14 protein-coding genes are annotated in these 15,843 nt (G+C 32.7%); 4 read left to right on the top strand and 10 right to left on the bottom strand.

The features are described 5' to 3' along the window. Nucleotides 1-2 precede the first annotated feature (2 nt). A complete protein-coding gene (locus B5D15_RS09975; protein WP_078696978.1) occupies nucleotides 3-1,319 on the bottom strand; it encodes a fucose isomerase in 1,317 nt (438 codons plus the stop codon). Nucleotides 1,320-1,536: 217 nt separating this feature from the next. On the opposite strand from B5D15_RS09975, the gene B5D15_RS09970 reads away from it, so the two are divergent. Together B5D15_RS09970 and B5D15_RS09965 are read left to right on the top strand one after the other, a co-directional pair. Then, nucleotides 1,537-2,019, top strand: a complete 483-nt coding sequence (locus B5D15_RS09970) for an RpiB/LacA/LacB family sugar-phosphate isomerase (RefSeq protein WP_078696977.1) — start codon at nucleotides 1,537-1,539, stop codon at nucleotides 2,017-2,019. A gap of 12 nt (nucleotides 2,020-2,031) precedes the next feature. Further along, nucleotides 2,032-3,150 carry an iron-containing alcohol dehydrogenase family protein gene (locus B5D15_RS09965; protein ID WP_078696976.1) on the top strand — a complete coding sequence of 373 codons (1,119 nt, stop codon included), beginning with the start codon at nucleotides 2,032-2,034 and terminating at the stop codon, nucleotides 3,148-3,150. Between the two features lie 8 nt (nucleotides 3,151-3,158). Here the strand turns inward: B5D15_RS09965 and B5D15_RS09960 are convergent, their stop codons facing one another. The 6 genes from B5D15_RS09960 to B5D15_RS09935 form a co-directional block, all read right to left on the bottom strand. Beyond that, nucleotides 3,159-4,100, bottom strand: a complete 942-nt coding sequence (locus B5D15_RS09960; protein WP_078696975.1) for a transketolase family protein — start codon at nucleotides 4,098-4,100, stop codon at nucleotides 3,159-3,161. Between the two features lie 12 nt (nucleotides 4,101-4,112). Next, a complete protein-coding gene (locus B5D15_RS09955; protein ID WP_078696974.1) occupies nucleotides 4,113-4,934 on the bottom strand; it encodes a transketolase in 822 nt (273 codons plus the stop codon). A 57-nt stretch (nucleotides 4,935-4,991) separates the two neighbouring features. After that, entirely contained in the window at nucleotides 4,992-5,846 is an 855-nt protein-coding gene (locus tag B5D15_RS09950; RefSeq protein ID WP_207651464.1) for a carbohydrate ABC transporter permease, read from the bottom strand. A 24-nt stretch (nucleotides 5,847-5,870) separates the two neighbouring features. Further along, nucleotides 5,871-6,743: a carbohydrate ABC transporter permease gene (locus B5D15_RS09945; protein WP_078696973.1), complete on the bottom strand. Its 873-nt coding sequence runs from the start codon at nucleotides 6,741-6,743 to the stop codon at nucleotides 5,871-5,873. Between the two features lie 75 nt (nucleotides 6,744-6,818). Then, nucleotides 6,819-8,111 carry an ABC transporter substrate-binding protein gene (locus tag B5D15_RS09940; protein WP_179122257.1) on the bottom strand — a complete coding sequence of 431 codons (1,293 nt, stop codon included), beginning with the start codon at nucleotides 8,109-8,111 and terminating at the stop codon, nucleotides 6,819-6,821. 257 nt (nucleotides 8,112-8,368) lie between these two features. Then, the gene (locus B5D15_RS09935) at nucleotides 8,369-9,595 is read right to left on the bottom strand and encodes an ROK family transcriptional regulator (protein WP_078696971.1); all 1,227 of its coding nucleotides are present in this window, start codon (nucleotides 9,593-9,595) and stop codon (nucleotides 8,369-8,371) included. Between the two features lie 192 nt (nucleotides 9,596-9,787). On the opposite strand from B5D15_RS09935, the gene B5D15_RS09930 reads away from it, so the two are divergent. Further along, nucleotides 9,788-10,516, top strand: coding sequence for a sulfite exporter TauE/SafE family protein (locus B5D15_RS09930; RefSeq protein WP_179122256.1), 729 nt, complete (start codon nucleotides 9,788-9,790; stop codon nucleotides 10,514-10,516). Between the two features lie 21 nt (nucleotides 10,517-10,537). Beyond that, complete coding sequence (locus tag B5D15_RS09925) at nucleotides 10,538-12,010, top strand: MFS transporter (RefSeq protein ID WP_207651463.1); 1,473 nt, start codon at nucleotides 10,538-10,540, stop codon at nucleotides 12,008-12,010. 43 nt (nucleotides 12,011-12,053) lie between these two features. Here B5D15_RS09925 and B5D15_RS09920 read toward each other — a convergent pair whose 3' ends face one another. The 3 genes from B5D15_RS09920 to eno form a co-directional block, all read right to left on the bottom strand. After that, entirely contained in the window at nucleotides 12,054-14,084 is a 2,031-nt protein-coding gene (locus tag B5D15_RS09920) for a sodium-translocating pyrophosphatase (RefSeq protein WP_078696969.1), read from the bottom strand. 21 nt (nucleotides 14,085-14,105) lie between these two features. Continuing rightward, nucleotides 14,106-14,342 (bottom strand): preprotein translocase subunit SecG, encoded by a 237-nt coding sequence (gene secG, locus B5D15_RS09915; protein ID WP_078696968.1) that lies wholly within the window; start codon nucleotides 14,340-14,342, stop codon nucleotides 14,106-14,108. Between the two features lie 196 nt (nucleotides 14,343-14,538). Continuing rightward, a complete protein-coding gene (gene eno / locus B5D15_RS09910) occupies nucleotides 14,539-15,843 on the bottom strand; it encodes a phosphopyruvate hydratase (RefSeq protein WP_078696967.1) in 1,305 nt (434 codons plus the stop codon).

Raw genomic sequence — 15,843 nt, 5'->3', positions numbered from 1 at the left:
TCCTATTTTATAACCTCAAATCCCATAATCTTTGCGTATATTTCAAAGGGTCTTATAAAATCTCCATAAACTACTGAAACATGATGTGCTATGCCGTTATATATAACCTTATTCAAAACATCATTTATATTGTCCTCAAATCTTACCTTAACATAGGTTCCCTTTAATAGCTTTTCCATAGGAATTCCCTTTGCCCTTTGAAGGAAAAGCCTATATTTGCCTCTTGCTGAGTCAAATCTTAATATGCTAAGTTCTCCATCCTTCATTACAAAATCAGCAGTAACTCCTTTCCCTCCTGCAAAATAAGTATCGAGGGATCTTACACATTTACCATCCCAAAGGTTGCAGGGTGCAACTCCGCAGTGCCAAAGAAGCGCATAATCCTCTTTTAAATCAACTTGTGAAAGATCTGCAAGGAAAGGATATTCAGCGCCTATTGCTCTATGGGAAAGCATTGATATTGCACCTTCTAAATCTCCTTCACAGGACAGGATATAATCTTCGCTTTGAAGTATAGACATAGCAGCACAGGGGGAAATTCCAAAATCTGCTGCGAATTCAGGCCAGCATCTTACAGCCAAAGCAGTTATACTGTTCTTATTTACAAAGGCTTTTATTTTTTCACAAAGCTCTGCTACCTTTTGGATTTGTATATCATTTAGTGATGAAACATCAAATAGATTTTTAATTTGAACTATTCTATTCAATACATCCTTTTCATCGATTTGAGTATTATATATTTCAGAAAGCTCATAGTGATCTACTAAAATACCAAGCTTTTTATATGTATTAAGCTCATCGATATCAAGATTAAAAAATCCATGGGCTCTATATCCCACAACCCCAATATGAGCCTTTGATAATGCTGTCTTTATTCTTACTGCATCTAAGAAATCTTCATCTATTGTATCAGATATTATAGTATAATAGTCATCTTTTCCTGATTTATATAAATTTGAAGCATTAAGATTAACACCGCATACGGAATTTAATCTAATTTTTCCGCCATTGTAGGGAAGTTCATTTAATCCCCAGAGCATAACGGGTTTATCGATTACCTTTGTAAGCTCTAAAATTAAATGTCCAAGGTGGAATGTTCCGCTTATTACTACTAAAGCATCTATATTTTTGCTGTTTAAATAAAGCGCAGCTTTTTTTGCATCTTCCACCTCAATAACAAGATCATCTATAAAATGAAAGTTAACATTCTTAATCTTTCTTAAATCTTTTTTAATATTTTGATAAATATCATAGGCAGCATTAAAATCAAAAGTTTTTCTTGCAAGGCAAACAACACCAATATCGATTTTTTGTTTCATAATAATCCCCCTTATTTATTTGTTAACCTTTTTAATTAATTTTGCATCTAATATAATCCTATTTCAATATTAATTCTATGTCAATATATATCACTAATAAATTAAGGAAATTCAAAAATATTTTATTTTTTTAAAATATGAAACAAAAATCTTTAAAGTGTTTAGAATTAATTGTATAATATAATTAATTAAAATTTTTAATTATGAGGTGAAGAAAATGAAAATAGCAATCGGTTCAGACAAATCAGGCTTTATTTTAAAAGAAGCAGTAAAAAATCATTTAATTAATTCTAATTACGATGTTATTGATATCGGTACAAAGGATATTGAAAAGCCTATGCCCTATTTTGAAGTTGCTCCTATAGGAGCAAAAATGATTCAAAATAAAGAATGCGACAGAGCCATTTTAATATGTGGTACTGGTATGGGTATGGCAATAGTTGCAAACAAATATCAAGGAGTTTATGCAGCATGCGTTGAAAGTTTATACGCTGCTAAAAAATGCCGTTCAATAAACAATGCAAATATACTTACAATGGGCGGATGGATAATTTCAGATGTGATGGGTATTGAAATGGTAGATGCATTTTTAAATACAGAATTTACACAGGATCTTGAAGAATGGAGGCAGGAATTTTTAAAGAAAGCCTATGTTAAAGTACAGGAAATAGAAAATGAAGTCTTTGAAAATTCCCTTTAAGAGGTGATAAATATGGAATGGAGATATTCTCAGCCTGTTACTATAATATTTGGAAGCAATAAATTAAATTCTCTGCATGAAATATTAAATGAATATGGTTTAAAAAATGGTCTTCTTGTATGCGATCCTTTCTTTGAAAAAAATGGTTTAAGTCAAAGGGTAGTAGAACTATCTAAAGGTCTTATAAAGGATGTTTTCTTTGACATCACTCCAAATCCAACAGTGGAAAATGTAGACAGCTGTGCTGATATTATAAGAAAAAACAATATTGAATTTCTTATTGCATTAGGAGGAGGAAGTTCCCTCGACTGCGCTAAGGCCTCTGCAAGCATTTGCAAAACTAATGACTCAATAAGAGAATATATTGGCACAGGAAAAGTTTTTAATAACGATTCTCTTCCTATTATTGCAATTCCAACAACTTCAGGTACAGGAAGTGAAGTTACCTGCGTATCAGTTTTAACTGACCATAAAAATAACATAAAAGCACCTGTTGTACATAAAAATTTTTATCCTAAGATAGCAATAATAGACCCAGTTTTAACTATTACAGTACCTCCATACATAACTGCATCAACAGGTTTTGACGTATTAGCCCATGCCCTCGAAGGCTTTTGGAGCAAAAACCATCAGCCAATATGCGATGCTTTGGCAATACATGCTGCAAAACTCGTATTTGAAAACTTATATGATGCTTATGTTGACGGTTCTAATTTAGCAGCAAGAGAAAAGCTTAGCGAAGCAAGCGTTATTGCTGGACTTGCCTTTTCTATTCCAAAAACTGCAGGTAGTCATGCATGCTCATATCCTTTAACAAGCATATACAAAATCCCCCACGGAGAGGCATGTGCTTTTACCCTGGATTTATTTACAAGAATAAACACTAAGGTTGATGACAGGCTTTCATATTTTGCAAATCAGTTAGGATATGACAGTGCCTATGAAATGGCTGATAGAATCCTCGAATTAAAAAAGATGATGAATATGAAGATAACATTAAAAGATGCTGGTATTAAATTAGATGATTTAGAAGAACTTTCAAAGCTGTGCATGCATCCGAATATGCTGAATAATCCAATAGAAATGAATCCTTCTTCAATAAAAAATATGTTTTTAAGTTTAAATTATTAAAGGGCAGATTACCTGCCCTTTTTTATTGCTTCCTTTGCTGCTGAAACTATATTTTCTGGTGTCATATTATATTTTTTCATTAGATAATCCATTGGTGCAACTTCTCCAAAATGATCTAAAACTCCAACAGATTTTAAATAAACTGGGCATTCTTCAATTAAAAGCTCTGCTACTGCGCTTTTAAGCCCTCCAATTACGTTATGATTTTCGCAGGTTACAACCGCCCCTGTTTTTCTTACTGAATTTAATATAGTCTCTTTGTCAAGAGGTTTTATAGTATGAACATTAATAACCTCCGCCATAATTCCTTCTTCTTTTAAAATTTCGCAGGCTTTTAGAGCTTCATTAACCATTATACCTGATGCTAAAAGGGTTACATCCTTACCTTCCTTTAAAACATCTGCCTTAAACAAATTAAAATCATAATTTTCATTATATATTACAGGAGCAACCTTTCTAAAAAGTCTTATATATACCGGACCATCGTAGGAAACTATTTGGTAAAGCGCCTTTTCAAGCTCGACTGCATCAGCAGCTTCAAATATTACAATACCTGGTATGCTTCTTAAAACTCCAATATCCTCCATGCTCATATGTGTTCCGCCATTTAGCTCTGCCGATACTCCTGGGTCTGAGCCTATTATTTTAACATTTCTTTTAGCATAGGTAATTGATATTGCTATCTGGTCGCATATTCTTCTTGCAGCAAAGGCAGTAAAAGAACCTATAAAGGGTATAAATCCATAAGCCGCCATACCCGCTGCAACACCTGCCATATTCTGTTCAGCAACTCCCATATCAAAGGCCCTGTCAGCATATTTATTTCTAAGTGATAAAGTACCATTTGCCTTTGCAAGATCAGCATCAAGTACAACTATTTTAGGATTTTCGCTCATCATTTTATCAAGAGTATTACAAAATACTTGTCTTACTTCAACATTTTCATACATTTTATTTCCCTCCTATTCAAGCTCTTTAAGTGCTGCTATTCTCTGCTCGTTAGATATTTTTGTATTGTGGTTTCCTGCACCCATATTCTCTATAAAGCTTACTCCCTTTCCTTTAATTGTATTTAGTATAATCATGCTTGGCTTTCCCTTTGTTTCTTTTGATTTTAATAAAGCATTATATATTTCATTAATGTCATGGCCATCCACGCTGTATACGTTCCATCCGAAGGCCTTCCATTTTTCTTCAACATTTAAAAGGGACATAACTTCATCAACAGTTCCATCTATCTGCAGTTTGTTATAGTCAGTAAAGGCTATAAGATTATCAAGTTTAAAATGAGCTGCTGCCATTGCTGCCTCCCAAACCTGTCCCTCCTGACTTTCTCCATCTCCTATCATGCAATAAATATATGCGTTGTCTTTTAATATTTTAGATGCCTTTGCCATACCAACAGCACAGGATATTCCCTGTCCTAAGGAACCTGTTGTCATATCTATTCCTCTTGTTTTTAACATATCACAATGGCTTGGAAGGTTCGTCTCTGGTCTGTTTAATGTATCAAGCATTGATATATCAAAATACCCTTTATCCGCAAGTACAGCATACAGCGCTGGGCCTGCATGTCCCTTAGATAACACAAATCTGTCCCTTCCCTCCATATCAGGATTTTTAGGGTCTATATTCATAACCTTATAATATAATACTACAAGTGCTTCAACTGGAGATAAACATCCTCCGATATGACCAACACCAAGCTTTCCTATTTCATCAATAATTAAACGGCGTACATGTTTTGATTTTAATTCGAGCTGTTTTATTTCATTCTCATTCATTTTTAAGACCTCCAATTATTTAAAACTTTTAACTAATTATTGTAATAAAAGGATGCATTATCCTTTTACTGCACCGCTTGTAAGTCCAGATATAATCTGTTCTTGGAAAGTTATATATCCAATAAGGCTTGGTATTATACTTATAACTATGGCAGCATACATAGATGTATAGTCAGTTGTAAATTGATTTGAGAAGTATCTTATACCAACCTGAATTGTTCTCACGCTTTGTGAAGAAGTTAAAAGCATAGAGTAAATAAATTCATTCCAGCAATATAAAAATTGCAGAGTTGCTGCTGTAACTATTCCAGTCCTTGATAGTGGAAATATAATTTTAAAGAACCTTTGATAAAAATTACATCCATCAATTGTTCCTGCCTCTTCAAGTTCAACAGGAATTGTTTTCATAAATCCTCTTATAATAAAAGTTGATATTGGAATGCTTATAGCAGAATAAACAAGTATTAAGGCAAATCTCGTATCGTAAATTCCAAGCTTGTTTATTATTTTTACATAGGGAACCATAAGTGAATTAATAGGAACCAATATTCCTATTACAAGAAGTGAAAATATAGCCTCACGAAATCTAAATTCAAATCTTGATAAAACAAAGGATGCCATAGATGCAATCATTATATTTAAAAAAGTAGCACCTAAACTTACTATAATTGAATTTAGAAAAAGAATTCCAAGACCTGAAACCTTAAAAGCATTAGCATAGTTTTCAAATCTTAGCTTTGAAGGAAGGCTGAAGGGAGAGCCCATAAGCTCAGTATTAGTTTTTAAAGAAGATATAACAAGCCATACCATAGGCATTAAAGTATAAAAAAGGAAAAAAATAAGTACTATCCACATCAATACTTTTCCAGCTTTTGTTTTAAAATCAACTTTATGCATTAAAACGTTTTTCATAATATCACCTGCTCAGCCATCATTTTAATTATTCTCTGTTCTAAATATTCTTTTAACCGTTAGTATAACAAGTGAACCTATTAATAAAAGCACCACCGCTGAAGCATCAGCAATTCCATATTTAAAATCACCTATTTTCTTAAATAGGTATAAAACCATAACCATTGTTTTATTTGCAGGACCCCCATTTGTCATAACATAAGTCTGTTCAAACTGCCTTAACCCATAAACCATAGCTACCGTCATACAAGTACCTATAGTTCCTTTAATCATTGGCAGGGTTATATAGAAATCCTGTTGAATTTTCGTTGCCCCATCTATGCTTGCAGCTTCATAATAACTTTTTGGAATCGATGATATATCCGCAAGAAGTATAATCATAAAATACCCTATATAAAATACTCCGTACAATACAACCGAATAAAACGCAGTATGCAAATCTCCAAGCCAATTTCTTTGAAGATGCCCAAGTCCTAATATTTTTAATAAGCCATTTAATATTCCGTATTCGCTGTTATATACTGCCATCCACATCATAGATAGAGAAACAGTTGAAATAACATTAGGGAAATAATAAATAGTTCTTAAGGCTTTCCAGCCAAAGGGCTTTTTAGAGAGCATAAGCGCTACAATAACTGCCAATGGAACCTGTATAAAACCTCCTGCAATAACCCATCCAATGTTATTTCTAATCGCAAGCCTGAATATAGGATCTTTAAATATCGTAGTATAATTTCTTAATCCAACAAAGACTGGGCTGCTCATTCCATCCCATTCAGTAAAACTTGTAACTAGTATAAATCCAACTGGATAAACAAAAAATACTGTAAATAGTATTACTGCAGGTGCTAAAAAAAGAATCATTCCAATTTTATCGCTTATTGATATTTTTCGCATTTAAATCACCCTTGCACTTTTATTTAGAGCTTGTACATATGGGAAGAAAAACTTCCCATATGTACTTTTTTTATTCTACTTCTTATCTGCAGCTTTAAGTGCTTCTATAAATTGTTCAGGTGTCTTTTCTCCAAGTACGAGACTTGAAAGTGCCTGTGGAAACTCAGTTCCAACTGAAGGACTAACCATTAACTGAAAATGTGGAACAAGGTATGGTGCCTTATTCATCTGTTCAATCATTTCTCCCTGAAGTCTTTCTACTTTTCCATCTTTAGGTTTTAAATTTGTTTTAACAACGAATAAAGAGCCTGAATCAACTGAAAGCTTTTCAACATTTTCTGGCTTTGTTAAATACTTTAAGAATTCAACAACTGCTTTTTCTTTATTCTTATCAGTTTGTTTTGCAGCTCCTATATTGGACTGAACAAATCCTATATATCCTCCTTCACTTCCCTTTCCTCCTTCATATAAAGGTGCTGGAGCTACTTCAACATTGTCATACATATTGTTTATTCCTTCATTTTTAATTCTTCCAATAAACCATGGTCCATTTAAAAGAATTGCAACTCTTTCATTGAGGAAATGACCAGCTGTAACTGCTGCTGTTGCACCTACTGCATCTCCTGTTGTGTATTTAAAAAGTTTTTGCATCATCTTAGCAGCTTCAAGAAATGCTGGATCATCTAAGCCATTTTTATATACATCAGGTCCTCCGATTGCAACTACAAGCTGTGAATACCAAAGCATTGAAGTCCATGCATTGGCGCCTGTCATTTGTGCTGCAGGAACTATATTTTTAGCCTTCATTTTTTCGCACATATCAAAAAATTCTGTATATGTTTTTGGAAAATGATCATATCCTGCCTCAGCTAAAAGCTTTTTATTATAAAGTGCAGGTGCAACTCCATATTCGTAGGGTACAGCAAGCATTTGTCCATTGTATGTAACTGAATCAAGAACTCCTGGTAAGAAATCGTTTTTCCAACCATCGTTATAATACTGTGTTAAGTCCATAAGCTTGCCTGATTTATAATAGGGTTCTGCCATAGCACCGGTTTTAAATATAAATACATCTGGCATTGTACCAGCTGCTATGTTTGACTTCATCTTATCTTCATAAGCATCATAATCCGCAATTTCTTCTACTACAACTTTAATCTTTCCCTTGTTTTGTTCATTAAACTGATTTATAAGTTCTGACATAACCTTAGCCTTTGAATCTTTGGCAACCCAAAAGGACGGAAACTTTATTTCTATTTCTTTTTGGGCTTGAGTTTCTGCGCTTTTACCACATGATGTCAAACCGATTAGCATAGTTGAAAGAATCATAACTACAGCTAACACTTTGGCAAAATTCCTTTTTAACATTTTTAATCCCCCTCTTTCTTTATATTTATCAGCAGAGTCTGCTGAATAAATCATTAAAAAAATTCAATCAAGAATTTTATGAATATTTTTTATTTATTAAAAGTTTTAACATTTATATTGTAATTTATCCTTTTAAACTCTGTCAAGTATATAAAATATATCTTTTAATTATATTTATATTTATTTAAGTATCTAAGAATAACTTAATTCAATATTTAATATTCATTTTTATTAATACTTTTAATTTTTTTTAATAATTATATAATTCCCCCGACTTTATAAAACATCTCTCTAAGAGCAAGAGATACTCCACCTATATAATTAGTTTTATTGTTTTGTTTGCTGATATAAATAAGCTCATCAATATTTTTATTTATATTCAGGCTGACTAAAGAGCTTAATATTTTATTTAAAAAAACCTCATTATTAAATGCCTCTCCATAAAGAACTATTCTTTGAGGGTCAAATAGGCTTATTGCATTAGAAATACCAGCTGCAAAATAATAAATTGTCTTATCTAAATATTCCATAACATATTTATCACCTATTATGTAAGCTTGTATTACTTTATTAAAATCTATTTTTTCTTCTTTTCCATCACATATGTCATATAATACAGGGGTATTATTTGAAGAAAAAACGCTTTTAATATGTTTTAATATAGCCTTATAGGATGCAATACTTTCAAGGCATCCATTCCTTCCACACTTGCATTTTGGCCCATTTAAATCTATTATTGTATGCCCAAGCTCCCCTGCCGTTTTAGAGCTCCCATAATATATTTCACCATCTATAATCATTGAAGCTCCAATTCCTGGGCCGTATTTTATAAAAAGCATATTATTAAGGCCTTCTGTCATAGAATTATCTATTTCCGATAAAGCTAATGCCCTTACATTATTCTCAAGAACAGTTTTAAGTCCAATATTTTTTTCTATAATTTTCACTACAGGTACTTTTTCCTCCCAAAGTCCATAAGCTCTTAAGCTGAGCCCCTCTTTTTCATCAACAAGTCCAATAATACCTACTCCAACACCAAGAACATCTTCTTTAATAATATTGTTCTTCCAAAGAAGAGTAATACATTCGCTGCATATTTCCTGAAGTGTTTCTCTGTATGTTTTATTATAATTTAATTCAATAGTTTTTGAACTAATTACTTCACCCTTTAAATTTGCTATTCCGATACTAATAAGTTCAGTTTCTATATTTATACCAAGAACATATTTAAAATTGCTGTTAATATCGATTAATACTTTTTTTCTTCCTACCCTTTTATCTTCTTCGAATGATTGACCTATTTCTTTTAATATGCCTTCACTTATCATTTCATTTACAAGTATTGTTACTGCAGCAGGAGTAAGCTGCATAATTTTAGCAATATCCTTTCTTGATGTAGGTCCAAGGCATCTTAGAATATTTAAAATCTGACTTCTATTAGATTGTTTAAGTGCCACCATATTCCTGCCAAGTTCAGCCTTCATAAAAATCCCCCATTTACAACCGTAATATTTATTTTAAGTTTATATTAAATATTTTAAATAATCAATAATATTATAATAAACTGTAATTTTTATGTTTAAAAATTAATAAATTTTAATATAACTTTTAAGAAGGATTTTTAAATAAAATGTTTAATATATTAATTAAAGTTTTTAATTAATATGGAGGTAAAAATGAGTATAACAACTGTAATACTATTTGGATTAGTCGTTTTGATTACCCACTTTATCGAAGGAATAACTGGATTTGGATGTACTGTTTTAGCCCTTCCTTTTTGTACTATGCTTGTTGGTTTAAAGACAGCTGTTCCTTCCCTTATTATTATTGCACTTTTTATGGCTATCTATGTTGTAGTAATCTCATATAAAGACATAGTATGGAAAGCGTATTTAAAAATTATATTTTTTGTGCTTATAGGTCTTCCTATTGGTATTCACTTTTTTTCAATTCTTCCTGAAAATATTTTAAAAAAAATATTAGCTGTATTTATGATATTAGTTTCAATTAGAGGAATTTATACAAGTTATAAATCAATAAAGCTTAGAGAATTAAATCCAATAATTTTAGATTTGACTCTTTTTTTAGGAGGATGCATACATGGTGCCTTTGGTTCAGGAGGCCCGCTTTTAGTAATTTATTCTGCAAGAGCGCTCAAAGATAAAAGCAATTTCAGAGCTACCCTTTGTATGGTATGGGCAACATTAAACTCAATAATAGTTTATAGATATTTTTCTAATAATGTTTTAAATTCTAATATTTATAGAATTGTACTTTATAGTCTTCCGTTTTTGATTTTAGGAGCAATTTTAGGCAACATAGCCCATCATAAAATACAAGATAAATATTTTTCTAAAATCGTCTACGCTGTTTTACTAATATCTGGTATATTTATGTTAATATAAAAATAAAAAGGGGGAGTTCATTTGGAAAGCCGTAAAATTACATTAAAATCAAAACTTATGTATGGATGCGGAGACATATTTGGAGGGGGCGCTTTTCTTGTTATTAGTTTGTTATTTTTAAATTTTTTAACAGATGTTGAAATGCTCTCTCCTGCACTTGCTGGCAGTATTTTTTTAATAGGGAAAATATGGGATGCTATATCTGATCCTCTTATGGGAACAATCTCTGACAGAACAAAGTCCAAGTATGGAAGACGACGTGTATACTTTTTATTTGGAATTTTGCCAATTTTCTTTTCATTTTTTATGCTTTGGTACTCCTTTGGATTAAAGAGCCAATCTGCACTCTTTATCTATTACCTTTGTGCTTATTTGCTTTTTAATACAGCTTTTACTATGGTTATGATACCCTATACTGCTATTCTCGCAGATATGACGCAGGATTATAAAGAAAGAACATCCTTTTCAGGCTTCAGGCTTACTTTCTCTGCTTCCTCTGCTATACTTGCAGGAGTTGTACCAAAAATAATTATTAATAGATTTAGTTATAATTTAAAACTTGGATATATGATAATGGGACTTATTTTTGGTATTTTTTATGCTCTCCCATGGATTTTTGTATTTTTAGGAACCTGGGAAAACAAAAGAGTTGAAGAAATTAATATTAATAAAAGCAGTCTTTTTGAAGACTTGAAAATCGTATTTAAAAACAAAGCCTTTAGAATACATGCTGGTATGTTCATTTCAAGCCAGACTGCTGTTGATTTTTTAACTACAATCGTTATTTATTATTTAACATATTATTTAGGACGTCCGCAATCCTTCTCATTAGTTCTTGGAGGGCTGCTCATTACTCAGGTAATATGTATGCCTTTGCATATTAAGATATCTAAAAGATATGGTAAAACTGCACCCTTAAAAATAGGTCTTTCTATTTGGTTTGCAGCTATGGTTATAGCTTTATTTATAAAACCAAACTCAAATATATTATTCGTCGTTTTAATTGCAGCTATAAGCGGTATAGGAACCTCCTCTTCAGTTTTTGTTCCTTGGTCTATTATATCTGAGGTTGCAGATGTTGATGAAATGATATCAGCCAAAAGAAGAGAAGGACTTTATTGTGGAATGGCAACTCTTTTAAGAAAAACTGCTCAGGCAGTAACCGTATTTATAATAGGAGTTGTACTTCAATGGATAGGATATGTTCCAAACATAGAGCAGCTCCCAAATGTAAAACTTGGAATTAAACTTTTATTTAGCTGTGCTCCTATGATTTTTATAATTATTGCCTTTATATTTGCAAATAAATATTCAATGACTGAAGAAAAATACTATGTACTTATGGATGAGATAAAGAGAAGAAAAGGCGGAGGAAAGCCTGAAGAAGTAGATATAAAAGTAAAAAAAATATGCGAAGAACTAACTGGTTTAGAATACACCAATCTTTGGCAGGATAAATCAAGTATAAATACAAATATAAACTTATCAGTTTGAACTTAAAAGCACAATGTATTTTAAATACATTGTGCTTTTTATATTACTTAAATAGACTTATCAATACTCCTCCGAATTTAACAAACAAAGGAGCAAATACAAGCGAAACTATTGTCATAAGCTTTATTAAAATGTTCATCGCAGGACCAGCTGTATCTTTAAATGGATCTCCTACAGTATCTCCAACTACAGCGGCTTTATGCGCAAAACTTCCTTTTCCTCCATGTTCTCCTGTTTCTATATATTTTTTAGCATTATCCCAAGCTCCGCCTGAGTTAGCCATAAATATAGCAACAAGAACACCTGAAACTACAGCACCAGCTATAAGTCCTCCAAGAGCCTCAGGTCCAAGCAGAAGTCCTGCAGCTATAGGAACAACTACTGCTAAAACTCCGGGTAGAACCATTTCTTTTAATGCAGCTGCTGTTGAAATATCAACGCATTTACCATATTCTGGCTTTGCCTTTCCTTCCATAAGCCCGGGTATCTCTTTAAACTGCCTTCTTACTTCTTCAATCATATGGTTCGCAGCTTTTCCAACTGCGTCCATAGCAAGTGCAGCGAAAAGATATGGTACTGCACCTCCAAGTAATACCCCAATAAGAGTAACTGGGCTTAAAAGGTCTATTGATTTTAGTCCAACTGCCTGTGAGTAAGAAGCAAATAATGCAAGAGCAGTTAACGCAGCTGAACCTATAGCGAATCCTTTACCTATTGCAGCAGTTGTATTTCCAACAGAATCCAATGTATCTGTTATTTTTCTAACTTCATGGGGAAGCTCTGCCATTTCAGCTATTCCACCTGCATTATCAGCAACAGGACCATAGGCATCAACTGCAACTGTCATTCCTGTTGTTGAAAGCATTCCAAGAGCTGCAAGTGATATACCAAACAATCCGCTTAATACATCAGAAGCATTTGCAGTACCCCCCATTACAAAGAAGGATATAAGAACTGCAACTGCAATAAAGAATATCGGAAGAACAGTTGAATACATACCAACTGAAAAACCTGAGATTATAGTTGTAGCAGGTCCAGTCTCTGACTGCTGTGCTATCCTTTTTACATATTTATAATCTGCTGATGTATACATTTCAGTTAATTGTCCTATTACAATTCCAACTAAAATACCTGCTGTAACTGCATAAAAAGCATTTAAATTATTAAATATCATTTTACTTAATATACCCGATGATATTATTACGATTAAGCCGCTAATGTATGTTCCATTCATTAATGCTTTTTGTGGGTTTGATCTTTCATTTCCTTTAACCATAAGTGAACCTATTATTGATGCAATAATACCTATAGAAGCAAGGGTTAAAGAAAATGCTACTCCTTCACCTGTTTTATAAAGTACTGCACCAAGAGTTAATGTTGAAATTATTGAGCCAACATAGGATTCAAAAAGGTCTGCTCCCATACCAGCAACATCACCAACATTATCTCCGACGTTATCAGCTATAACCGCTGGGTTTCTTGGGTCATCTTCAGGAATACCAGCTTCAACCTTTCCAACAAGGTCAGCACCAACGTCTGCTGCCTTTGTATATATTCCTCCTCCCACACGGGCAAAGAGTGCGATAGAACTTGCACCGAGTCCAAAACCAGTAATAATATTTGCATCTCTTATTATATAATATAATAAGCCAACGCCTAAAAGTCCAAGTCCAACAACTGACATTCCCATAACAGCACCGCTTGAAAATGCTATTTCAAGAGCCTTATTCTGACTTGTTCTTGCTGCATTAGCTGTTCTGCAGTTAGCCTTAGTAGCAACCTGCATTCCAAAATAACCAGCAAGTATTGAGAATACAGCACCAATTACAAAACATATTGCAGTAGTCCAGCTTATAAAAAGTCCTAAAACTAAAAAAACTACAGCAATAAAAACTGCTAATGTTCTATATTCTCTTGTTAAAAATGCCATAGCACCTTCGTGTATGTAATTAGAAATTTCCTTCATTCTATCGGTACCGGAATCAGATTTTAAAATCTTTTTAGCAAGGAGCGCCGCAAAAATAAGTCCAATAATTCCTGCAACGGGTGCAAAAATAAGTGTAAAGTCGTTCATTATACTTACCTCACTTTAGTTTTATTTGTTTAATAAATATACAAGAAACATAGAAGTCAAAACAAATAATACCATTAGTACTGTGGTTAATTTTGAAAGCTTTCCCTCATAGGTTCTTGCTTTATTCTTGCCAAAAAATGTTTCAGCTCCACCAGCGATAGCTGAAGAAAGTCCCTGAACCTTTGCTGGTTGAAGTAAAACAACTAAAATAATTGCAAGACATATTAAAATGTGAAAAATTATAAAAGCTGTTTTCATATAAAACACCTCCATTTTTTTATTTTAAGACATACATATTTTATCACACTAAAATGATAAATACAACCAATTTTAGTTATACTTTATTCATTTAATCTTATTTTGTTATATTAATCATAAACATTGTGTTATGCTTTTTCCCATATTATATAAATAATGGAGGTTTACATCCCCCATTATTTATATTAAAAAACACTTATTCTTGCTTAAAATTGTAAAACACTTTTTTACCTAAATATCTTGCAGTATTTCCTAAATCATCTTCTATTCTAAGAAGTTGATTGTATTTTGCTACTCTGTCAGTTCTTGCTGGAGCACCTGTTTTAATCTGACCGGTATTCATAGCAACAACCAAATCTGCAATAGTTGTATCTTCTGTTTCTCCAGAACGATGTGATACAACCGCTGTATATCCCGCATGCTTTGCCATTTCAATAGCTTCAATAGTTTCAGTTAATGTACCTATTTGGTTAAGTTTTATAAGAATTGAGTTTGCTATTCCCATTTCTATTCCCTTTGAAAGACGATTTGTATTTGTAACAAATAAATCATCTCCAACAAGTTGAAGCTTTTTCCCAAGCCTTTGTGTTAAAACTTTCCATCCGTCCCAATCATCTTCAGATAAACCGTCTTCAAGGGATATTATAGGATATTTATTTATTAAAGACTCATAAAAATCTACCATCTCATCGGATGAAAGAACTTTACCTTCACCTTCGAGGTGATATTTATTGTCTTCTTTTCTAAAAAGTTCAGAAGCTGCAACATCAATTGCTATAGATATATCTGACCCGCTCTTATAACCTGCTTTTTCTATTGATTCTAATATTATCTCAATAGCTTCTTCATTGTATTTAAGGTTTGGAGCAAACCCTCCTTCATCACCTATTGATGTATTATAACCTTTTGAATTTAGAACTTTTTTTAAAGTATGATAAACTTCAGAGCACATTCTAAGAGATTGTGAAAAACTTTCAGCACCTATTGGCATTATCATAAATTCCTGAATATCAACGTTATTATCTGCATGTTTTCCACCGTTTAAAATGTTCATCATAGGTACAGGAAGTATATTTGAATTTACTCCTCCAATATATCTGTAAAGGGGCAGCCCCAAAGTTTTTGCAGCTGCTCGTGCAACTGCAAGCGAGACACCGAGTATTGCATTAGCTCCAAGGTTGCCTTTGTTATCTGTTCCATCAATTTCTATCAAAGCCTTATCGATTTCTATCTGGTTTAATGCGTTCATACCTATAAGCTCAGTGCTGATTACTTCATTTACATTTTGTACTGCTTTTAAAACGCCTTTTCCAAAATATCTGCTTTTGTCATCATCCCTTAATTCTACAGCTTCAAATTCTCCAGTTGATGCTCCCGATGGAACAATAGCCCTTTCAATCGTCCCATCTTCGAGCTCTACTTCAACCTCGACCGTTGGATTTGACCTTGAATCTAAAACCTCTCTTGCATATACATCGATAATCTCAACATATTTTTTCAC

The sequence above is a fragment of the Caloramator quimbayensis genome (assembly GCF_900167605.1).
Taxonomy (GTDB): Bacteria; Bacillota; Clostridia; order Clostridiales; family Caloramatoraceae; genus Caloramator_B; species Caloramator_B quimbayensis.
This window is presented reverse-complemented; position numbering and strand designations above follow the sequence as displayed.